Below are 2,015 nucleotides of genomic sequence, written 5' to 3'. Positions count from 1 at the left end.
ATCTTCCCTATTTGAAACATAAACCCGCCATTTATTACTGGCTCAACTTACATCCATTACCATAAACTTATTTAGCGGCACAGGACTTCCTTTTTCCTAGCCCGAGAAGAGTCCATCAACCGATGAGCTATTGCAACTACGCTAAGATCATTCTTCACTGGGCAGAAGCGTAGGGCTTTGACCCATTATTATAGGGTACGCACTCCATGAGATGGACTAAGGCGACATTGATTTACGCTAAAACACAGAACATACGTGACCCAGCTATTACTGGGTCACGTTAAACTTGATAGCACCATTCGCTATCTTGGAGTTGAAATTGAAGATGCACTTCAAATATCTGAAGATATCGATATATAGCCACTTAGCAGCGGTCCTCCGACTCTGTGCCCTAGTTCGCTGGGCAAGCTGCAGTGTTATTGCAGTGCATTTTCTGCATATCGTAACTGCTTATTGGCAATGATAGAGGGGCTCTTATAGCTGCACCATTTAACAATAATAGCAGTAGAACTATGCACTAAGTGTTTAACGGTTATCCTTTTAAAAAACATAATCACACTTTAGCTTTTATTATCAAAGGTATAATCAGCCTTTTAACCTACTGATGCATCCAGGGATACTTTATACGATAAGTCTCTTTTTCCAGAGATAGATTACAACAAATGAGATTGATTTTTAAAACAACTATTCTAGGGGCATTACTATTTGGCCCGATGTCGCAAGCCATCGCGGGTTGTCCCCAGCTTGGTACGTCATGTACTACAGCATATACCAATGCAAATGGTTATCCAGCCCCTCAAACTGTATGTTGGACGACTATTACTGAGGGGCAATGCAGCCATAACGATCGTGATCCAGATTGGGAATATGAACCTTATGATCCAGGTGGTGGCTCTAATAACGACTCTAATAATACGGACACGACCAACACAGACAACAGCAACACGGAAAAAACCTGTGCTGGTAACCCTGTACTGATCGCCTCTGGGACTAAATATCAAGTAGAGCAAGACTTTAGCGTTGCTAATAGTCTACTCAGCTTTGGCCGATTTTACTTTCAGCGCAGTAGCAATGAAGGTACCTTGGGTAAGGTTTGGCGCAGCAATTACGATTTCCAGCTAGCAGTACAGACTAACGAGATTGGCATTAAGCAAGGTTTAACTATTTCAACACCTGACGGGCGTATGCACGTTTTTTCTGCAATTGCAGGCACTAAGTTTTGGCTCGACAGCAATGGTAGGCTGGCTGACTTGTTAGAAACAGATAATGGTGGCTGGGTATTTAAGCAAGGCGAGGTTAATTTTAACTTTAATGCCCAAGGCCAGTTAACTGCGATGGCCAACAATACTGAATCGGTAAACCTGCTATATCAGCATGAACAACTCTCCACAGTATTAAGTACCTCTGGTCGCACTATCGAGATAAGTTACCAGGACTCAGGCCTTATATCGCAGGTGACTGACGCCAATGGTGCAGTATATGCCTATGACTATAATCACAGTGGCTTATTAAGCCAGGTGAACTTCCCTGATGGTAGCGATAAAAGCTATTTGTATGAAGATCTGCGTCATCCTAGCGCATTAACCGCTATCAATATCAACGATGAAAATTATGCACGCTGGCAATATGATGAACAAGGCAGAGCGATAAGCAGTGAGCATGCCGATGGCGCTGAGCGTACCGAATTTACTTATCATGGTGATTTAAAAACCACGGTCACCAATGCGTTAGGTAAGCAAACGACTTATCAATTTACGCAAGTGAATGGTCAAAAAGTGGCGACAGAAATAACGGGCCACGCGGGTAATTATTGCAGCAGCGCAAACCAAGGCTATGAGTATGATGACTACGGTCGTCAAACCAGTCAAACCGACTGGAATGGGCTCGTCACTACCACCGCATACAACGAACGGGGATTGATCACCGAAAGCATGCTTGGCTCAGGCAGTCCGACGGCAATAAGTAAGCAAACCGAGTGGCATACTGTATTCGATAAGCCCGTTAAAATCACTACG

At 43.7% G+C, this 2,015-nt stretch carries 1 protein-coding gene and 1 pseudogene; both read left to right on the top strand.

Annotated features, from left to right (window positions below; translation table 11 throughout):
• Nucleotides 1-71: 71 nt before the first annotated feature.
• Nucleotides 72-360: pseudogene (locus L2755_RS21915) on the top strand (tyrosine-type recombinase/integrase); the annotation flags it as partial.
• A 302-nt stretch (nt 361-662) separates the two neighbouring features.
• The coding region (locus L2755_RS21910) for a DUF6531 domain-containing protein (RefSeq protein ID WP_248982750.1) at nt 663-2,015 on the top strand (1,353 nt) is incomplete at its 3' end.

Source organism: Shewanella abyssi (genome assembly GCF_023284025.1).
GTDB classification, from domain to species: domain Bacteria; phylum Pseudomonadota; class Gammaproteobacteria; order Enterobacterales; family Shewanellaceae; genus Shewanella; species Shewanella abyssi.
The sequence above is the reverse complement of the archived record's forward strand: the minus strand, read 5'-3'. Positions and strand labels throughout refer to the sequence as shown.